At 63.3% G+C, this 18076-nt stretch carries 18 protein-coding genes; 16 read left to right on the top strand and 2 right to left on the bottom strand.

The window, feature by feature from the left end; translation table 11 throughout:
* Positions 1-15 precede the first annotated feature (15 nt).
* Genes K7H91_RS09670 through K7H91_RS09655 form a run of 4 tightly spaced genes read left to right on the top strand, consistent with a single transcriptional unit; the run spans position 16 to position 3339 of the window.
* The gene (locus tag K7H91_RS09670) at positions 16-933 is read left to right on the top strand and encodes an SDR family NAD(P)-dependent oxidoreductase (RefSeq protein ID WP_230720023.1); all 918 of its coding nucleotides are present in this window, start codon (positions 16-18) and stop codon (positions 931-933) included.
* Positions 934-2106, top strand: a complete 1173-nt coding sequence (locus tag K7H91_RS09665) for an acetyl-CoA C-acyltransferase (protein ID WP_230720022.1) — start codon at positions 934-936, stop codon at positions 2104-2106.
* Entirely contained in the window at positions 2106-2567 is a 462-nt protein-coding gene (locus K7H91_RS09660) for a MaoC family dehydratase (RefSeq protein WP_230720021.1), read from the top strand. The genes K7H91_RS09665 and K7H91_RS09660 overlap by 1 nt, the downstream gene beginning before the upstream one ends.
* Before the next feature lie 19 nt (positions 2568-2586).
* A complete protein-coding gene (locus K7H91_RS09655; protein ID WP_230720020.1) occupies positions 2587-3339 on the top strand; it encodes an SDR family NAD(P)-dependent oxidoreductase in 753 nt (250 codons plus the stop codon).
* 26 nt (positions 3340-3365) lie between these two features.
* Here the strand turns inward: K7H91_RS09655 and K7H91_RS09650 are convergent, their stop codons facing one another.
* A complete protein-coding gene (locus K7H91_RS09650; RefSeq protein ID WP_230720019.1) occupies positions 3366-4382 on the bottom strand; it encodes a LacI family DNA-binding transcriptional regulator in 1017 nt (338 codons plus the stop codon).
* Between the two features lie 133 nt (positions 4383-4515).
* On the opposite strand from K7H91_RS09650, the gene K7H91_RS09645 reads away from it, so the two are divergent.
* From K7H91_RS09645 to K7H91_RS09590, 12 genes are all read left to right on the top strand, one after another.
* Complete coding sequence (locus K7H91_RS09645; protein WP_230720018.1) at positions 4516-5556, top strand: Gfo/Idh/MocA family protein; 1041 nt, start codon at positions 4516-4518, stop codon at positions 5554-5556.
* A gap of 4 nt (positions 5557-5560) precedes the next feature.
* Entirely contained in the window at positions 5561-6463 is a 903-nt protein-coding gene (locus tag K7H91_RS09640) for a sugar phosphate isomerase/epimerase family protein (RefSeq protein WP_230720017.1), read from the top strand.
* 56 nt (positions 6464-6519) lie between these two features.
* Positions 6520-7755: an ABC transporter substrate-binding protein gene (locus K7H91_RS09635; RefSeq protein WP_230720016.1), complete on the top strand. Its 1236-nt coding sequence runs from the start codon at positions 6520-6522 to the stop codon at positions 7753-7755.
* A gap of 119 nt (positions 7756-7874) precedes the next feature.
* Positions 7875-8777, top strand: a complete 903-nt coding sequence (locus K7H91_RS09630; RefSeq protein WP_230720015.1) for a carbohydrate ABC transporter permease — start codon at positions 7875-7877, stop codon at positions 8775-8777.
* Positions 8774-9601: a carbohydrate ABC transporter permease gene (locus K7H91_RS09625; protein WP_230720014.1), complete on the top strand. Its 828-nt coding sequence runs from the start codon at positions 8774-8776 to the stop codon at positions 9599-9601. The genes K7H91_RS09630 and K7H91_RS09625 overlap by 4 nt, the downstream gene beginning before the upstream one ends.
* Positions 9598-10680, top strand: a complete 1083-nt coding sequence (locus tag K7H91_RS09620; protein ID WP_230720013.1) for an ABC transporter ATP-binding protein — start codon at positions 9598-9600, stop codon at positions 10678-10680. The genes K7H91_RS09625 and K7H91_RS09620 overlap by 4 nt, the downstream gene beginning before the upstream one ends.
* A 251-nt stretch (positions 10681-10931) precedes the next feature.
* On the top strand, positions 10932-12209 hold the full coding sequence (locus K7H91_RS09615) for a flavin-containing monooxygenase (RefSeq protein WP_230720012.1): 1278 nt from the start codon (positions 10932-10934) through the stop codon (positions 12207-12209).
* Between the two features lie 57 nt (positions 12210-12266).
* Complete coding sequence (locus K7H91_RS09610; protein WP_018063365.1) at positions 12267-12680, top strand: RidA family protein; 414 nt, start codon at positions 12267-12269, stop codon at positions 12678-12680.
* Positions 12681-12713: 33 nt separating this feature from the next.
* A complete protein-coding gene (locus tag K7H91_RS09605) occupies positions 12714-13391 on the top strand; it encodes a DUF1028 domain-containing protein (protein ID WP_230720011.1) in 678 nt (225 codons plus the stop codon).
* A 99-nt stretch (positions 13392-13490) separates the two neighbouring features.
* Positions 13491-14420, top strand: coding sequence for a LysR substrate-binding domain-containing protein (locus K7H91_RS09600; RefSeq protein ID WP_230720010.1), 930 nt, complete (start codon positions 13491-13493; stop codon positions 14418-14420).
* Positions 14421-14449: 29 nt separating this feature from the next.
* Positions 14450-15547 (top strand): acetylornithine deacetylase, encoded by a 1098-nt coding sequence (gene argE / locus K7H91_RS09595; RefSeq protein ID WP_230720009.1) that lies wholly within the window; start codon positions 14450-14452, stop codon positions 15545-15547.
* Between the two features lie 121 nt (positions 15548-15668).
* Positions 15669-16802 carry an aromatic ring-hydroxylating oxygenase subunit alpha gene (locus tag K7H91_RS09590; RefSeq protein ID WP_230720008.1) on the top strand — a complete coding sequence of 378 codons (1134 nt, stop codon included), beginning with the start codon at positions 15669-15671 and terminating at the stop codon, positions 16800-16802.
* 96 nt (positions 16803-16898) lie between these two features.
* On the opposite strand, the gene dgoD is transcribed toward K7H91_RS09590, so the two are convergent.
* The gene (dgoD, locus tag K7H91_RS09585; protein ID WP_230720007.1) at positions 16899-18074 is read right to left on the bottom strand and encodes a galactonate dehydratase; all 1176 of its coding nucleotides are present in this window, start codon (positions 18072-18074) and stop codon (positions 16899-16901) included.
* Positions 18075-18076: the final 2 nt, after the last annotated feature.

Raw genomic sequence — 18076 nt, 5'->3', positions numbered from 1 at the left:
TGGAGGAGGTGGCAGATGGCAATTGACTTGACCGGCAAGGTGGCGATCGTGACCGGCGCGGGCGGCGGTCTCGGGCGGGAGCACGCGCTGTTGCTGGCGCGGCGCGGCGCAAGCGTCGTCGTCAATGATTTCGGCGGCGCGGTCGATGGCTCGGGCGGCTCGACCGAGGCGGCAATCAAGGTCGTCGACGAGATCACGGCCGCAGGCGGCGCGGCGATGGCCAATGGCGCCGATGTCACCGATTTTGGCCAGGTGCAGGCGATGGTCGCCGATGCCGAGGCGCGCTGGGGCAAGGTCGACATCCTGGTGGCGAATGCGGGGATCCTCCGGGACAAATCTTTTGCCAAGATGGATCTCGACGATTTTCGGCTGGTGCTGGACGTGCATCTGATGGGGTCCGTCAATTGCGTCAAAGCGGTCTGGGACGGCATGCGCAGCCGCGGTTTCGGCCGGGTCGTGCTGACGACGTCCTCAACCGGTCTCTACGGCAATTTCGGTCAGGCCAATTACGGCGCGGCCAAGCTCGCGCTGGTCGGTCTGATGAACACGCTGGCGCTCGAAGGGGCGAAATACGACATCAAGGTCAATTGCCTGGCCCCGACGGCCGGAACGCGCATGCTCGAAGGCCTGATGCCGGATGATGTGCTGGCCGCGCTCGATCCTTCCAGGGTCAGTCCCGCGGTGCTGGCGCTCGTGGCCAATGAAGCCCCGACGAAAACCATTCTGTGCGCCGGCGCGGGCAGTTTTGAGACCGCCCGGATCACCCTGTCCAAGGGACGGTATCTTGGCGCTAGCGATGATGTGGCCGAACAGATCCTCGCCAGACTGGAAGAGCTTGGGGATGCCGACGAAATGCTGGTGCCTGAAAGCGGATCGGCCCAGGGCGCGCTCGAATTGCAGAACGCCGGGTTTTCAGCAGGGCAGGGGGCTTGAATGCGCGACGCAGTTATCGTTTCCACGGCGCGCACGCCGATCGGCAAGGCCTATCGCGGCGCCTTCAACAATCTGCCAGCGCCCAGCCTCGCCGCGCACGCAATCAAGGCGGCAGTGGAGCGTGCTCAAGTTGACGCCGGCGAGATTGACGATTGCATTATCGGTTCGGCGCTGCCGCAGGGCTATCAGCACACGATCGGCCGCACCGCGGCGCTGAGGGCGGGGTTGCCCGTCACGGTGCCCGGCATGACGATCGATCGGCAGTGCTCTTCCGGCCTGATGGCAATCGCCACGGCGGCAAAGCAGGTGATTGTCGATCGCATGGATGTCGTACTCGCCGGCGGCGTCGAATCCATTTCCACGGTGCAGACCGAAAGTCAGCGCATCGACATGGATGCCGAGCTCGTCGCCATGCACGACGACACCTTCATGCCCATGATTGATACCGCCGAAGTCGTGGCGAAGCGTTACGGGATTGGCCGCGCGGCGCAGGACGCCTATGCCTTGCAATCCCAGCAAAGAACGGCGGCAGCGCAGGCGGCGGGTCGCTACGACGCCGAAATCATCCCGGTAACAGCGGTGATGAATGTCGTCGACAAGGCGACCGGCGCGGTGTCGCAGCGTCAGGTGACGTTGACAAAGGATGAGGGAAACCGGCCGGAGACCAATGCCGCGGGCCTTGCGGGGCTGAAGACCGTGCGCGACAACGGCGTGATCACGGCGGGCAATGCGAGCCAGCTTTCCGATGGCGCCTCGGCCGCTATCGTCATGGAGGCCGGCCTTGCCGAACGGCGCGGCCTTACGCCGCTCGGGCGCTATGTCGGCATGGCGGTCGCGGGCACGAAGCCGGACGAAATGGGCATCGGCCCGGTTTTCGCCGTGCCCAAACTGCTCGAACGATTCGGTCTCGGAATAGACGATATCGGGCTTTGGGAGCTGAACGAGGCGTTTGCCGTTCAGGTGCTTTATTGCCGCGACACGCTCGGCATTCCCGATGATCGTCTCAACGTCGATGGCGGCGCGATTTCCATCGGCCATCCTTACGGCATGTCGGGCGCCCGCATGATCGGGCATGCTCTGATCGAGGGCAAACGTCGCGGCATCAGATATGTCGTCATCACCATGTGCGTCGGCGGCGGCATGGGCGCGGCCGGGCTGTTCGAGGTTCTTTAATGGATAGCGCATCGGTAAGTCTGGAGGCGTTGCAGTCCAGAATCGGCCGCGAGATCGGGTATTCCGACTGGCGGGAGGTCTCGCAGGACCGCATCGATCGGTTTGCGGAGGCGACCGACGACCATCAGTTTATCCACGTCGACCCGGATCGCGCCCGAAAATCGCCGTTTGGGACCACGATCGCGCATGGTTTTCTGTCGCTCTCCCTGCTCTCGGCCCTTTTCGACGATGCCGTCGGGGCCATCGAGGGAGTCTCGCTTTCGGTGAATTACGGCTTCAATTCGGTGCGCATGGTCTCGCCGGTCAAGGCCGGCTCCAGGATAAAAGGCCGCTTTGTTCTCAAGGACCTTGTCGCGCGAAAGCCGGGCCAGTGGCAACTGACGCTCGACGTGACCGTAGATATCGAACACGAGGACAAACCGGCATTGGTCTGCGAATGGCTGATTTTGGTTGTTGTCTGAGGCTGCTCGGGGGAACGGAATGTTTGAGGATCTGAAACGCAAAACAGTCTTGATAACGGGCGCATCGAGCGGCCTTGGCGCAGGCTTCGCCGAAATTTTCGCGCGGCATGGGGCAAGGCTCGCGCTGGCTGCCCGGCGCGTGGAAAAACTCGAGGCCTTGCAGCGCAAGCTCGTGGACGGCGGAGCCGATGTTCAGGTCGTGGCGCTTGACGTCACCGACGAGAATTCCGTCGAGGCCGCGGTCAACGCCGTTACGCCCCACATCGATATTCTGGTGAACAACGCGGGTGTGGCGACCTTCGGCAGGTCCCTCGAAATCTCCGCCAGCGACTGGGACAAGACGCTTGATACCAATCTGCGCGGTCTGTTTCTCGTCGCGCAGGCCGTCGCGCGCCGCATGGAACGGGAAGGGACCGGCGGATCGATCGTGAATATCTCGTCGATCACCGCGCTTCGGGCCTCACGCGGACTGGCCGCCTACTCGGCGTCGAAGGCTGGCGCCTCGCACCTCACCAAATGTCTAGCGCTCGACTGGGCCGCTCACGGCATTCGCGTCAATGCGCTTTGTCCGGGCTATATCGAGACGGAAATGAATGCGGGCTTTTTTGAAACGCCCGAAGGCCTCGCCTTGATCGCAAGGACGCCGATGAAGAAGATCGGCAGGATTTCCGACCTCGAAGGCCCGCTGCTCCTGCTTGCCTCCGACGCGGGCCGCCACATCACCGGTATCGACCTGCCGGTCGACGGCGGGCACCTGGTGTCTTCGCTGTAGACCCGGTTAGCCATTCGCCCGCGCCGTCAGCCGCTTTCGCCTTCCACCAGCGTCATCGGCCAGATCCGCCGGCTGACGATGTCGGGGTAGAACTCGCGATAGGCGGGCATGGAGCCGAGCAGGGTTTCCGCAAGGGCAATGCCGAGATCGCGCAGCGACAGGTCGAATGAGGTCAGGCTCGGGGACAGGAAATCCGTCTGCGGGCTGTGCCGGCCGATGATGGCGAGGTCCCTGCCGGGCTTCAGGCCGACCTCCGAGAGCCCCCGGTAAAGACCCATGACAATCGCCTCGTTGACGAGCACGATGGCTGTCGGCGGCTCCTCGCATGCCTTGATGTCCCTGGCGATCCGGTATCCGCCATCCTCGTTGGGCGGGCCCTTGAAAATATAGGCGTCGGGAAGGAACAGGCCGTGATGCGCCAGCGTCTCGCGGATCCGGTCGACGAAGATATAGGCGAGGTTGTAATCCCCGTGCGGCCAGATGATGCCGATGCGGCGATGCCCGCTCGCGACGAGGCGGTTGACCGCCGTTTCCGCCATGCCTTCGAAATCGAGGTCGATCCAGGGCTGGCCGACATCGGTCAGGCTGCGGCCGAGCGGAATGAACGGGATCTTGCGCCGCGCCAGAAGCTCGAAGCGGGGATCGTGCCTTCGCGTGCCGGACAGAATGATGGCATCGGCGAAACCGCGCGCGACGATACGGTCGAGATAGGCGTCCGGCTCTTCGCTGGAGGAGCAGAGCAGGGTCACGAGATCGAGCTGGTGACGCGACAATACGCTTTGCACGCCATCGAACACGCTGGCGAAGAACAGATCGCCGTAGCGGGTGGTCTCCGGATCGGTTTCCATCATGAAGCCGACAATGCCGGTCTTGCCCTGGCGCAAGGCGCGGCCCGCCTGATTGGCGACATAGCCCAGCTTTTCGGCCGCCTCGAGCACGCGGCGACGGGTCTCGGAATTGACGTCTGGCTTGCCGTTCAGGGCGCGCGACACCGTGCCGATGGAAATATTGAGATGATCGGCGAGCTGGCGAATGCCGGCCATCGGCTTTTCTCCACGATTCTTTTCGTAAACGATTACGGAAAATCTATTGACATATTCATGAAGCCGTTCATAGTTCCGTAAACGTTTACGGGTGGCCTGGAGAAGGAATTTGCCGCCCGAAGGGAGGAAATACGTGAAAATGAAAGCCGTCCTGTGCGGATGCGGAGCTATGGCCAAGGGCTGGCTTCGCGCGCTGCAGGCAAATGAAGAGCTTCGCGACTCGATCGATCTCGTCGGTCTCGTCGATCTGGACCGTGCCACCGCCGAAGCGCTGGCGGCCGAATTCGATCTTGGCGATATCATCATCGGCACAGATCTGGCCGATACGCTGCAGCGTTGCGATGCCGACCTCCTGTTTGATGTGGTTATTCCCGCCGCACGCCATTCCGTTGCCGCGACCGGCCTCAGCCATGGTTGCCATGTGCTGAGCGAGAAGCCGCTTGCGGCCTCCCTGAAAGAAGCGCGCGATCTCGTGCGGCTTGCGGCGGAAGCCGGGAAGATCCACGCCATCGTCCAGAACCGGCGCTTCATTCCCGGCATCCGCCGCTTGCGCCGCGCGGTTGCGGATGGCCTGATCGGCGAGATCACCGGCGTTCACTGCGACTTTTTTCTCGGGCCGCATTTCGGTGGTTTCCGGGAAGCCATGGATAATGTGCTGCTGCTCGACATGGCCGTCCATACACTGGATGCGGCGCGGTTCGTCTCCGGCGCGACTCCGCTCTCGGTCTACTGCGTCGAAACCAATCCGGCCGGCTCCTGGTATGCCCATGGCGCGGCGGCGAATGCCATCTACCGTCTCTCCGGCGATGCGGTTCTGACCTATCGCGGCTCATGGTGCGCGGAAGGCCGCCCGACGAGCTGGGAAGGGCGCTGGCGGCTGGTCGGTTCGCGCGGAATGATCACCTGGGATGGCGACCGCGATTTCGAAGTCACGATTGCGGGTCAGGAGCCGGGACTTCTGCACGGGTTCACGGCGCTCGACATGCCGCCGGTTCCCGATGAGGGAGAGGTTCACGGCCACGCAAGTGTGATGATCGATTTCGTCCGGGCGGTGCTGAACGGGACCCGCCCGGAAACCTCAAGCGATGACAATATCAAGAGCCTCGCAATGGTCATGGGTGCGATCGAAAGCGCGCGCACCGGCCTTCCCGTCGATTTGCAAATAAAGGAATGAATTCGTGACCAATCCCGCAAAAGCGATCCGCATCGGCACCATGATCAAGGCAACGGAAGGCGGAGCGGCCGAACGCATCGCCAAGATCGCCGACATGGGGTTCGAAAGCTTCGAGCCCTTCTTCTGGCAGTCCACGCGCGGTCAGGACCTTGCCGAACTCGGCAAGCGTTGCCGCGAGGCCATTGGCGACCGCGACATCACGATCTCGACGCTCGGCATGTTCGGCAATCCGCTCGAGACCACCGATATCGATCGCGAGACGCTGCAGGGCTGGAAGGATTGCATCGACAATGCCCATCATTTCGGCGCGACCTGCGTTGCCGGCTTTACCGGCCGCATCCGCAACAAGCCGCTGACGGACAGCCTGCCGCGCTACCGCGAGATCTGGAGCGAGCTTGCAAAACGCGCGGCCGACAAGGGCGTGAAGATCGCCTTCGAGAATTGCGCCATGGACGGCAACTGGCAGACCGGCGACTGGAACATCGCCCACAATCCCGACGCCTGGGAACTGATGTTCAACGAGACGCCGGACGACAATATCGGGCTCGAATGGGAGCCCTGCCATCAGATGGTCTACCTCATCGATCCGCTGCCGCAGATCCGCAAATGGGCGCACAAATTTTTTCACGTGCATGGCAAGGACGCCACCATCCGCTGGGAGGTGATCCGCGAGCATGGCGTTTTCGGCAAGCATCCCTTCGTCTTCATGCGCTCGCCGGGCTTCGGCGATACCAACTGGACCGATGTGATCTCGGAGCTGAGGCTCGCCGGCTGGTCCGGTTCAATCGACATCGAGGGCTGGCACGACCCGGTCTATCGCGATGAATTGGAAATGACGGGGCAGGTTCACGCGCTGAACCACCTGAAGAATTGCCGGGGCGGCGAATTCGTCGTCGATCCGCAATAGCCGTCTTCTCCGGCCGTGGGAGCCGGGATGACGCGAAAAATCAAAAGGAGGAGAAAATGACAATTCGCAAGACCCTTATGGCAGGCGCCGTCGCGCTTGCCGGCGTATCGGCCTTCGCCGTTGCCGCCCATGCCGAGGATACGACGATCACTGTCTGGTCGCTGGACAAGGATATCCAGCCCGCGCCCAATCTGGTGAAGGAGTTCAACGCTCTTAATAACGGCATCCATGTCGACTATCGCGAGATCCAGTTCGATGACGTCGTCAGCGAGGCCATGCGCGCCTATGCCACCGGCAACGCGCCGGACATCATCGCGATCGACAACCCGAACACGGCGATGTTCGCCTCGCGCGACGCGTTTCTCGATCTCACCGACATGATCGCGAATTCGGATGTCATCAATGCCGAAAACTACTTCCCCGGCCCGCTGGAATCGGCGACCTGGGACGGCAAATACTACGCCGTGCCGAAGGCCACCAACACGATCGCGCTCTACTACAACAAGGACATGTTCCGCGCCCACGGTCTCGATCCCGACCAGCCGCCGGAAACCTGGGACGAGCTTGTCGAGACGGCCCGCACGCTGACCGATCCGGAAAACAACGTCTACGGTCTGGCCTTCTCGGCCAAGGCCAACGAGGAGGGCACCTTCCAGTTCCTGCCATGGGCGCAGATGGGTGGTGCGACCTATGACAACATCAACACCGAAGGCGCGGTCGAAGCGCTGGCGACGTGGAAAGAGATCATGGACGAGAAGCTCGCTTCTCCCGATACCCTGACCAACAGCCAATGGAACGCAACGGCGACCTTCAACGCCGGCAATGCCGCCATGGCCATTTCCGGTCCGTGGGAAATCGACCGCATGCTCGCGGATGCCGATTTCGACTGGGGCGTCGCGCTGCTGCCCGTACCGGAAGAGGGCGCCGAGCGGTCCTCGGCCATGGGCGACTATAACTGGGCGATCTTCTCCAGCACCGAGCATCCGGAGGAAGCCTTCGAGGTGCTGGAATATTTCGTCTCGCAGGATGACACGATGTTCGAGAATTACGGCCAGATTCCGGCCCGTTCCGACATCGCGATCCCGCCGACGGGCAATGAACTGAAGGATGCGGCGCTGGCGACCTTCGTCGAGCAGTTGAAATACGCCAAGCCGCGCGGTCCGCATCCGCAATGGCCGAAGATCTCCAAGGCGATCCAGGATGCCATCCAGGCCACGCTGACGGGCCAGATGGACCCGCAGGCCGCCCTGGACCAGGCCGCCCAGAAGATTTCCGCCGTCCCGGACCGGTAATCTCAGCCTGACCGGCGGCCCTGGTCCTTGATAGGGGCCGCCGAACCCTTTCCTCCCGGAGAGACCATCCGCGCCGCTTCGGCGGGGCGGATGGTTTTACGGGCAACGCCGGAGGAGACATGAAACGCATCCTTTCCAGCCTGACCGATGGTCGCGGCTTCGATATCACGCTGGTGGCCGTGCCGCTCGCCTTCCTGTTCCTGCTGTCCGGCCTGCCGCTGCTCTACAATGTGCTGATGAGCTTTCAGGAAGTCGACATGTTCAGCATGGGCCAGCTCGCGCGACCGTTTGTGGGCTTCCGGAACTATGTCGATCTCTTCCGCCAGCCGGAAACCTTCGGCATTCTCCTCAACACGGCGGTCTTCGTTCTTGCCTCCATTGCCGGCCAGTTCGTCCTCGGCTTCGGCCTCGCCCTGTTCTTCGGCACCCAGTTTCCGGGCGCCTCCTGGCTGCGCGGCCTGTTCCTGGTGTCCTGGGTGATGCCCGGCCTCGTCGTCGGCGCGATCTGGAACTGGATCCTGTCGGGCGATTACGGCGTTCTCAATTTCCTTCTGACGGCGACCGGCATAACGGACGGCAACATCTACTGGCGCTCGGACCCGTCCTATTCCCTCTGGGCGGTGATCCTTGCCAATATCTGGCTTGGAACCTCGTTCAACATGATCCTGCTTTCGGTCGGCCTGTCCTCGATCCCGCGCGATCTCTACGAGGCGTCCGAGCTTGACGGCGCCAACGTGTTCCAGCGGTTCTGGACCATCACGCTTCCGATGATGCGCTCGACGATCGGCGCGGTCGTGGCGCTCGGCCTGATCTTCACCCTGCAGCAGTTCGACCTGTTTGCCGCCATCACCGACGGCGGTCCCAACAATTCGTCCAATGTCGCCCAGTACTGGGCCTGGGATCTGTCGTTCCGCCAGTATGATTTCGCCAAGGGCGCGACGGTTTCGGTCATCATGATCGTGTTCGTGATGTTCGCCTCGCTGGTCTATGTCCGTTCCACGCGCCATGAGGTGAGAGGATGAGCGATACGTCCCGCAACCGCCTGATGCTCGCCATCGCCATCCTGCTGGCGATCGTCTATCTGTTTCCGCTGTACTGGATGTATGTCACCAGCCTGAAGACCGGCTCGGCGATGTTTGCCACGCCGCCGCGCCTGCTGCCCTCCGATCCGCAGTGGGCGACCTATGGCGATGTCTGGGCGAGCCGCAACATGGCGCGCTATCTCTGGAACTCGCTGGTGATTGCCACCGGCTCCGTCGCGCTGATTGCGGCGCTCGGCGTGGGCTGCGCCTATGTGCTCGCCCGCTATCGCAGCGGCTGGGTCGATGCCGGCCTGTTCCTGATCCTTCTGTTGCAGGTCCTGCCGGCGTCGCTGATGATCACGCCGATCTTCGTCGGCTTCTCGCAGGTCGGGCTGCTCGAATTTCCGCGCTTCGCGGTGATCCTTGCGATTGCGGCCAAGAGCATGCCGTTCTTCGTCGTCCTCGTCCGCGCGACCTTCATGAGCGTACCGATCGAGCTTGAGGAGGCGGCGATGGTCGACGGGAATTCCCGGATCGGCGCGTTCTTCAGGATCGTGCTGCCGCTGGCGCGCAACGGCATCCTCGTCAGCGCCATCCTGATCTTCATGCAGGCCTTCGGCGAGTTCGTCTATTCCAAGTCGATGATCCAGGCCGCCGAGCTTCAGCCGGCCAGCGTCGGACTGAACAGCTTCATGGGCCCCAACACCACCGAGTGGAACAAGATCATGGCCTATGCGACGATCTATGTAACGCCGATCCTCGCCATTTTCGTTCTTCTGCAACGCCGTATTGTGTCCGGCCTCACTTCTGGAGCCCTCAAATGACGTATCACATCCAGTTCGAAGGCGTGAATAAGCATTATGGCGCCTATCATGCCCTGAAAGACATCGATCTCGGCATTCCCAAGGGCACGTTCGTCGCCCTGGTCGGCCCGTCGGGTTGCGGCAAATCGACCTTGCTTCGCTCGCTCGCCGGTCTTGAAAAGATCACCAGCGGAAATCTCACCATTGCCGGCGAGACCATGAACAATGTGCCGCCGCGCAAACGCGATCTGGCCATGGTGTTCCAATCCTATGCGCTCTATCCGCATATGACGGTCGAGGAAAACCTGACCTACAGCCTGCGCATTCGCGGCGTCGCCAAGGCGGAGGCGAAGAAGGCCGCCGAAGAGGTTGCGGCAACGACCGGGCTGTCGGAACTTCTCGGCCGCTATCCGCGCGAGCTGTCCGGCGGGCAGCGCCAGCGCGTGGCAATGAGCCGGGCGATCATCCGCCATCCCAAGGCCTTCCTGTTCGATGAGCCGCTCTCCAACCTCGATGCCGCCCTGCGCGTGCAGATGCGCAAGGAAATCCGCGCGCTGCACGACCGGCTGGGCGCGACATCGGTCTATGTGACCCACGACCAGATCGAGGCGATGACCATGGCGGACCACGTCGTCGTCATGCGCGCCGGCATCATCGAGCAGCAGGGCGCGCCGCTCGATCTCTACGACCGCCCCGTCAACCGGTTCGTCGCTGGCTTCATCGGCTCGCCGGCCATGAATTTCGTATCGGCGCGCGTCGGCCCGGGCGGAAAATCGCTGACGCTCGAACTCGGCGGACCGCAGACGATCGCCATCGAAACCGGTCTGCCGGAGGGCCACTCCGTCACGGTCGGCCTGCGGCCGGAACATCTGCGCGTCGTCCCGGCCGATGAGGCAATGCTGAGCTTCCCCGTGGCCACCGTCGAAAGCACCGGCTCCAGCACCTATCTCGCCGCCGATGGCGCGGAGGATTTCACGCTTGTCCTGAACGGGCGCACCGATGTCCGGCCCGGCGACAGCGTGGGCGTCGCCTTCGACCTCGGCCAGCTTCACGTGTTCGATGCGAAGACGGAAAAGCGGCTGCCGCTCTCGGGCGGCTGACCGTTCTGAAATTCGCCCCGCAGTCCAGATCGCACCCGATGAGCCGCTTCTGACCGCGGCGCATTGCGCCGTATTCATGCGCCGTCTTTCCGGATTTCTTCCGGCGGGTTCTGACACGCCGGGAATTAGGCGCCGCCTAACCCATACTATCGGAATTGTTATTTTCAATTGCCCGGCAGCGCCCGTAGGCTTCCCGTCGAAGCACAAATGAACTCGCGATGTTCATGGAGATCGTGGGACGGGATTATAGTATGGCTTTGGAAAGATTTGACACGATCGTGGTCGGCGCGGGTCAGGCCGGAATCGCGGCGAGCGAGCATCTGAGCAACAACGGAACGCAGCATGTCGTGCTTGAGCGGAGCCGGATTGCCGAACGCTGGAGAACGGCGCGCTGGGACTCGCTCGTCGCAAACGGTCCGGCCTGGCATGACCGTTTCCCGAACCTCGAATTCGAGAGCGCCGACCCCGACAGCTTCATCCACAAGGATGCCGTTGCCGACTATTTCGTCGCCTATGCCGAGAAGATCAATGCGCCTGTCCGCTGCGGGGTCGAGGTTCTTTCCGTCGAACGCAAGGACCACGAGCGCGGCTTCATGGTGAAGACCGACAAGGGCGACTTCGAAGCCCTGAACGTGGTCGTGGCCACCGGCCCGTTTCAGCAACCCGCCATTCCGCCGATCATTCCGGAAACGGCGGGCGTCAACCAGATACATTCGTCTGACTACCGCAACCCCGCGCAATTGCCGGCCGGCAGCGTCCTGGTCGTCGGCGCGGGCTCGTCCGGCGTTCAGATCGCCGATGAACTCTCCCGCAGCGGCCGCAAGGTCTACCTGTCCGTCGGCCCGCATGACCGGCCGCCGCGCACCTATCGCGGTCGCGACTTCGTCTGGTGGCTCGGGGTTCTCGGCAAATGGAACCTGCAGGCGCAGACCCCCGGCACGGAACATGTGACCATCGCCGTTAGCGGCGCGCGCGGCGGCGAGACCATCGATTTCCGCAGGCTGGCGGAGAACGGCATGACGCTGGTGGGCCGCACCGAAGGTTTCGAGAACGGTACCCTCAGCTTCGCCCGTGACCTTGCCGACAACATCGCCGGCGGCGATGCCTACTACCTGTCGCTGCTCGACGAGGCCGACGCCTATGTCGCGCGCAATGGCCTCAACCTTCCGGCGGAACCCGAGGCGCGCGTCTTCGGCCCGACGCCCGACTGCATCGCCAATCCCGTGTACGAGCTCGATCTCGAAGAGGCCGGTATCACCACGATCATCTGGGCCACCGGATTTCGCTCCGACTACAGCTGGCTGAAACTCGACATATGCGACGAGCGCGGCCAACCCGTTCACCAGCGTGGGGTCTCCGGCGAACCGGGCCTCTATTTCCTCGGTCTGCCCTGGCTGTCCGGGCGCGGGTCGAGTTTCATCTGGGGCGTCTGGCACGATGCGAAATATGTTGCCGATCACATCCTGATCCAGCAGAAATACTGCGATTATCGAGCGCCTTCGGATGGCTTGCAGTCAGCGGCGGAATAGGCCGCATCGCAGCATACCGCATCGGTCCCGATATCGGCCCAAGCAAAAGGGAGCCCCATGGCACATACGCGCATTCGCAAGTTCAACACCAAGGACACCTATCCGGAGCAGAAGCTCGACAACGACCTGTGCCAGGCCGTGGTGGCGCGCGGCAGGACCGTTTTTCTGCGCGGCCAGTGCCCGCAGGACCTCGACACCGCCGAAAACATCGCAAGCCATGATCCGGTCGAGCAGACCCACAAGGTCATGCAGAATATCCGGCAGTTGATCGAGGAGGCCGGCGGCTCGATGGAGCATCTGTGCAAGGTCGTCGTCTACCTCACCGATGTGCGCCACCGCGAGGCCGTCTACCGCACCATGGGCGAATACATCAAGGACGTGCATCCGGTATCGACCGGCGTGGTCGTGACCTGTCTGGCGCGGCCGGAATGGCTCGTTGAAATCGACGGGACCGCCGTCATTCCCGACTGAACCAGCCCCGACTAAACCAGCAAAGGCCCGGACATGACCTTTTCAATCGTTGCCCGTTGTCGCGACACCGGACAGTTCGGCGTCGCCATCTCCTCGTCCTCTCCAGCGGTTGCCGCGCGCTGCGTGTTCGCCGAGGCCGGCGTCGGCGCGGTCTCGACCCAGAATGTCACCAACCCGGCGCTCGGTCCCCTGATGCTGGCCGCAATGAAGAACGGCGCGGGCGCGCAAGAGGCCGTCGCGGCCGCCCGCGACGCCGATGGCTTTCCGGCCTACCGGCAGCTTCTGTCGATCGACGGCAAGGGCGAGAGCGCGATCCATTCCGGCCCGAAGGCGCTCGGGATCTGGACCAGCGCGTCCGGAACCGATTGCGCGGCCGGCGGCAATCTTCTGGCCAATGACCAGGTGCCCGCCACCATGGTTTCCGCCTTTGAAACGGCCGTCGGCACGCTTGCCGAGAGGCTGGTCGCCGCGATGCAGGCGGGTCTTGCCGCGGGCGGCGAGGCCGGGCCGGTCCATTCCGCCGGCCTTCTGGTCGTCGACCGGCAGAGCTGGCCCTATGTCGAACTGCGCATCGACTGGCTGGACGAGGACTGCCCGATCGCGGCCCTGGCCCGCGCCTTCGAGATCTACAAACCCCAGGCGGACGACTATGTCACCCGCGCCCTGAACCCAGAGGCCGCGCCCTCCTACGGCGTGCCGGGCGACGAATGACGGAACCCGGTCGCCCGCCCCATGCTCGATTGCTCCCCCGCAAAAGCCCCGTATACTAGCGCTGGCAAGCGTGCGGCTTTTGAAGGACAGAGGAACAGGGTGCCACTTCGTATCACCTTCAGACAGCTGGAATATTTCGTCGCCGTTTGCGATTGCGGCTCGATTGCGCATGCCGCGCAGAAGATCAATGTTTCGTCACCCTCCATCTCCGCGGCCATCGCCCAGCTTGAGGCGGAATTCGGCCTCAAACTGTTCGTCCGCCGCCATGCCCACGGCCTGTCCCTGTCGCAGACCGGCGAGCTGTTCCTCAACGCCGCGCGCGAGACGCTGGAAAAGGCCAATGCGCTCAATCAGCTGGCGGCCGATGTCGCCGGAACGGTGCGCGGCAACCTCAGGGTCGGCTGTCTCCTGACCTTTGCCCAGATCGTGCTGCCGCGCCTGCGCCGCAGCTTTGTCGATCTGTTCCCAGAGGTCGCGTTCAGCCAGTTCGAGCGGGACCAGTCCGAGCTTTTCAACGAACTGCGCGCCGCAAGGCTGGATATCGCGCTCACCTACGATCTCAACATTCCGGCGGATCTGAACTTCGTGCCTCTCGTCGAACTCTCGCCTTTCGCGCTGTTCAGCGAGGGCCACCCCTTGGCCGAGCGCCCCTATGTCTCGCCGGTGGACCTTGCGCGCTATCCGATGGTCCTGCTCGATCTGCCGATGAGCACCGATTATTTCCTCTCGATCTTCTCGTCGCTGGGCATCCGTCCGGAGATCGCGGAACGGACGCGGGATATGGCGGTGATGCGCTCGCTGGTGGCCAATAATTTCGGATATTCGGTCGCCAATATCCGGCCCTTGTCCAATCTCGCGCCCGACGGCCAGAAGCTTCGTTTCGTGCCGCTGTCGGGATCGGTGCGGCCGCTCAATATGGGCCTGCTGATGTCCGAGGGGGCGGCAAACGCCCGCACCGTCTCGACCTTCATCGAACACGCGAAGAATTTCATCCAGAACAACGACACTTTCCATTTCGCCGCCAGCTAGGACGCGCGCCACAGTCAGAGAAGCCTGCCATGCCGGACAGAATAAAGCCGCTGCTCGAACAGCTCGTCGCCTTCCCGACAATCGCCGGCACGCCCAATATCGACCTCATCGTCTGGGTGAAAGACCTGCTCGACGCTGCGGGGTTTGCCGTGACTATCATTCCTTCGCGGGACGGGACCAAAGCCGGCCTGCTCGCCCGGTTCGGCGATGGCGATGGCGGGACGCTGTTTTCCGCCCACACGGATGTCGTCCCGGTCGATGGGCAGAACTGGACGGAAGCGCCGTTCCGGCTCGTCGAGCGCGCGGGGCGCTATGTCGGTCGCGGGACGACCGACATGAAGGGCTTCATCGCCTGCGTGCTGGCGCTGGCCGAGAGATTGCGCAAGACCCCGCCGACAAGGCCCGTTCTGATCTGCCTGAGCTGGGACGAGGAGCTCGGCTGTCGCGGCATTCCGGAAATGATCGACAGTGTTGTGCCCGTGCTGGGCCGGCCGGATCTGTGCGTCGTCGGCGAACCGACCTCGCTGCGCCCGGTGCTGGGGCATAAGGGCAAGGCCAGCTACCGGGCTGAATTCGGCGGCACGCCGGGGCACTCCGCGATGGCGCCCTATTTCACCAATGCGCTCCACGGGGCCGCCGAATTCATCCTCGCGCTGAGGCACCTTCAGGACGCGCTGGCGCAGGAGGGCGCGCGCGACGACGCCTTCGACCCGCCCTTTTCCACCGTCCATGCCGGGATCGCCCGCGGTGGCGTGGCGCTGAACATCGTGCCGGACCATGCCGAGGTTCTGTTCGAAATCCGCCATCTGGCGCGTGAAACGCCGGAGGCCATTCTCTCCCGCATCGTGCTTCCCGAAGGGGCGCGGATCACCTGCAAGGGTCAGTATCCCGGTCTCTCGGCCTTGGCGGACGATCCCGCGGTGATGCGGTTTTCCAGCGCCCTGCCCGACCCGACGCCGGCGACCGTCGCGTTCGGGACCGAGGCCGGCTATTTTGCCGAACGCGGCATCCCGACCGTCGTCTGCGGCCCGGGCACGATGAAGGACGGGCACCAGCCGGATGAATCGATCGCCATTGACCAGCTCGCCCGCTACCACGCCCTGATCCGCGACTGGGTTCTCCGCTGACGGCTTCGCCTTTCCTTAATTGGAACTAAGCGATTTCCTTCTTTCTCTGTTCCGGTCCGCGCGCCATCCTGCGTTTGATGTGCCTTGGTATGAGACCGCGCGTCGCGAAAAGGAGAGTCGAATGACAAAGCATGTAGACGCGGTGAGCGAGCTTGCCGAGAATGTGGCGACCCCGTTCGAGCGCGCCCAGGCCATGCCGGTCTCGGCCTATACCAGCGAGGATTTTCTAGCACTCGAGCAGTCCGAGATCTTCTCCAAAAGCTGGCTTTGCGCTGGACGGGCCGATGCCTTGAAGAAGCCCGGCGACTACATGACGATCGAGATCGCGGGCGAGCCGATCATCGTCCTGCGCGACCGGGAAGGCGAATTGCGGGCGCTCTCGAATGTCTGCCGCCACCGCATGTCGGTGCTGCTTGAGGGCCGCGGCACTGTCCGCACGATCACCTGTCCCTATCACGCTTGGACCTATTCGCTCGATGGCAGCCTGCGCGGCGCGCCGGCGATGGAGAAGAACGGCAGTTTCTGCAAGAAGGACGTCCACCTGCCTTCCATCCGCTGCGAAGAGTGGCTGGGCTGGATCATGGTCACGCTCGATCCCGACCTGCCGCCCGTCGCGCAAACCCTTTCCGACCTCGACACGCTGGTCGGTTATCTGAACATGGGCGACTATGTCCAGACTTTCAGCGAGGAGCATCGCTGGGACACCAATTGGAAGATCCTCGCCGAGAATTTCATGGAAAGCTATCACCTACCGATGTGTCATGCCGGCACGATCGGCGGTGCGTCCAAACTCCAGGACATGGTCTGCCCGGAAGGATTCCCCGGTTTCAACTACCATCACATCCTCAAGGATGATTCCGTGCCGCTGGCGCTGGCGCATCCTTCCAACACGGTGCTTGAGGGCGACCAGCGCCGCCGCACCTGGCTGCTTGCGATCTACCCGTCGCTGATGATCACGCTGACGCCCGGCTACTTCTGGTATCTGTCGCTCTTGCCCGATGGTCCGGGAGGCGTGAAGATCCTCTATGGCGGCGGCCTGTCTCCGGAATACATGAACGACCCGAAGGCGGAGGCGCATTTCGCCGCGCTGAAGGGCCTGCTCGATCACGTCAACGAGGAAGATCGCGGCTGCACCGAGCGCGTCTGGAAAGGCCTTCAGAGCAAATTCGCCAAACCGGGTCCGCTTTCCCATCTCGAGCGCCCCAACTACGAATTAGCCACCTGGATTTCGAGCAAGGTATCGCGCGCCTCCTGAATCCGGCAACGCCGTTTCTACCGTTCCGAGGGTTGCGGCATGTTGGGTTTGCGGCGCGAGCGCTTGAACCGTTCGCGTCTCGCCGCCTTCGGCAAATCACCAGTGCGTAACCGTTCCGTCAGACAGGCCGGCCTCCATGGCCGGGATGATCTCCTGTTCGAAGGGATGTCTGGCGGCCGCCGCCTCGTCGATCTCGATGCCGAGGCCGGGCGCTTCGGGCGCGCGCCAGAAGCCATCGACGAGGTCGAGCGGATAGGCGCTGCAGATGTCCCGGAACCATGGCACCAGACCGACCGCCTCCTCCTGAATGACAAAATTCGGGGTTGCGACGTCGAACTGCAGTGCGACGGCGCCTGCAACCGGGCCCATGGGATTGTGCGGGCAGACCCCGATGCCGGCGGCTTCCGCGATCGCGGCGATCCGGCGGCCGCCGGAAAAGCCGACGCAATGGGCAAGATCGGGCTGGATATAGGCGACGGCGCGGGTCTCGGCGATCTCGGCGAATTCGCGCGGGGTGAACAGCCGCTCGCCGGTGGCAAGCGGGCAGTCGACACGGCGGGCGAGATCGGCCATGGCCGGCGTGTTGCCGGGCTGGATCGGCTCCTCCACAAACAGCGGCCGGATCGGCGCGATCGCGTCGATATAGGCCTTGGCGGCGTCGATCGATTGCGGTCGGCCGTGGAAATCGGTCATGATGTCGATGCCGTCGCCGACCCGCTCGCGCACGGCGGCGGCGAGCTTTTCGACATGACGCACGGTGGGCAGCGGCGCATCGTAGCCGCTATAGGGCACGAAGCCGAGCTTGACCGCGTCGTAGCCCATCTCCACGGTTTCCTGCACGGCGTCGCAGAAGGCGGAGACGTCATCGGTCCCGACCTGCGCGCCGATCTTCGCGCGGCGCAGATGGGTGTAGACCCGCACCTTGTCGCGAACCCGGCCGCCCAGCAATTGCCAGACAGGCACGCCCAGCGCCTTGCCCTTGATGTCCCACAGCGCCTGCTCGATTCCGGAAACGGCCGACAGGCCGATGGAGCCGAGCGGCCAGAAGCTGAAATGGGTCATGCGGCGCACCAGATGCTCGATCCGGGCCGGATCCTCGCCGATCAGGAAGGGCTTCAAATCCTCCACCGTGGCGGTAACGGCGCGGGTCTTCCATTCGAGCGTCGCTTCGCCCCAACCGTGGAGGCCAGGTTGGTCGGTGACCACTTTGACGAAGATCCAATTCCGGTGGATCGCATTGACGACAACGGTTTCGATGGCGGTGATTTTCACGG

Source organism: Martelella mediterranea, from assembly GCF_021021415.1.
Classification (GTDB): domain Bacteria; phylum Pseudomonadota; class Alphaproteobacteria; order Rhizobiales; family Rhizobiaceae; genus Martelella; species Martelella mediterranea_C.
This window is presented reverse-complemented; position numbering and strand designations above follow the sequence as displayed.

Coding starts and splice junctions, on each gene's coding strand:
- K7H91_RS09605 (WP_230720011.1), top strand. CDS start 12,714: ATGACCTTTTCAATCGTTGCCCGTTGTCGCGACACCGGACAGTTCGGC.
- K7H91_RS09620 (WP_230720013.1), top strand. CDS start 9,598: ATGACGTATCACATCCAGTTCGAAGGCGTGAATAAGCATTATGGCGCC.
- K7H91_RS09655 (WP_230720020.1), top strand. CDS start 2,587: ATGTTTGAGGATCTGAAACGCAAAACAGTCTTGATAACGGGCGCATCG.
- K7H91_RS09670 (WP_230720023.1), top strand. CDS start 16: ATGGCAATTGACTTGACCGGCAAGGTGGCGATCGTGACCGGCGCGGGC.
- K7H91_RS09660 (WP_230720021.1), top strand. CDS start 2,106: ATGGATAGCGCATCGGTAAGTCTGGAGGCGTTGCAGTCCAGAATCGGC.
- K7H91_RS09625 (WP_230720014.1), top strand. CDS start 8,774: ATGAGCGATACGTCCCGCAACCGCCTGATGCTCGCCATCGCCATCCTG.
- K7H91_RS09615 (WP_230720012.1), top strand. CDS start 10,932: ATGGCTTTGGAAAGATTTGACACGATCGTGGTCGGCGCGGGTCAGGCC.
- argE (WP_230720009.1), top strand. CDS start 14,450: ATGCCGGACAGAATAAAGCCGCTGCTCGAACAGCTCGTCGCCTTCCCG.
- K7H91_RS09610 (WP_018063365.1), top strand. CDS start 12,267: ATGGCACATACGCGCATTCGCAAGTTCAACACCAAGGACACCTATCCG.
- K7H91_RS09590 (WP_230720008.1), top strand. CDS start 15,669: ATGACAAAGCATGTAGACGCGGTGAGCGAGCTTGCCGAGAATGTGGCG.
- K7H91_RS09630 (WP_230720015.1), top strand. CDS start 7,875: ATGAAACGCATCCTTTCCAGCCTGACCGATGGTCGCGGCTTCGATATC.
- K7H91_RS09635 (WP_230720016.1), top strand. CDS start 6,520: ATGACAATTCGCAAGACCCTTATGGCAGGCGCCGTCGCGCTTGCCGGC.
- K7H91_RS09665 (WP_230720022.1), top strand. CDS start 934: ATGCGCGACGCAGTTATCGTTTCCACGGCGCGCACGCCGATCGGCAAG.
- K7H91_RS09650 (WP_230720019.1), bottom strand. CDS start 4,382: ATGGCCGGCATTCGCCAGCTCGCCGATCATCTCAATATTTCCATCGGC.